The following is a 630-nucleotide window of genomic DNA, read 5'->3' as shown; positions in this document are numbered from 1 at the left end:
ACATAGGCCGATTTGTTCGGGCTGGCGACCAGCGAGTGCGCCGACGCCGTGGAAATGATCCGGCCCCATTTCTTGGCCTTCATGAACGGCACTGCCGCCTGCATCATGTACCAGGCCGAATTGAGGTTGATCTTGATGATCGCTTCGAACTTGTCGGCCGGGAAATCCTCGATCTTGGCGACATGCTGGATGCCGGCATTGTTGACGATGATGTCGGGGCCGCCCAATTCCTCATGGCAGCGCTTGACCATCGCTGCGATTTCCTCGGGCTTGGTCATGTCGGCGGCATAGTACAGCGCCTTGGTACCGCTTGCCGCTTCGAGCTTCGCGCGCTCGGTCTCGATCGCGGCGGCATCGCCGAATCCGTTGATGACGACACTCGCGCCTTCGGCGGCAAACACCTTGGCATATTCCAGCCCGATGCCAGAGGTCGATCCGGTGATGATGGCAGTCTTGCCCTTGAGGAACATGGCGGAGTCTCCGTTGCGAATCAAAGGGTTGGTAAAGGGGGGTGTTTCACGGTCAAGTCGAACGCGGCGCTTCGGCCCGTTTCGATATTCTCGGCGACCAACTCGGCATTGGCCATCGTTTCGGCCACCGCCGCCTGGCCCGCTTCCCAATGCTCGCGCA

Annotated in this window: 1 protein-coding gene; it reads right to left on the bottom strand. The window is 60.3% G+C overall.

The window, feature by feature from the left end; all coding sequences use genetic code 11:
- Positions 1–470, bottom strand: a 470-nt coding sequence (locus AACY52_RS29220) for an SDR family NAD(P)-dependent oxidoreductase (RefSeq protein WP_339561205.1), incomplete at its 3' end; no start/stop codon positions are given.
- Positions 471–630: the final 160 nt, after the last annotated feature.

Source organism: Pseudomonas sp. EA_65y_Pfl1_P113, from assembly GCF_963970525.1.
GTDB classification, from domain to species: domain Bacteria; phylum Pseudomonadota; class Gammaproteobacteria; order Pseudomonadales; family Pseudomonadaceae; genus Aquipseudomonas; species Aquipseudomonas tritici.
Note: the sequence above shows the minus strand (reverse complement) of the source record. Positions and strands in the feature narration are given on the sequence as shown.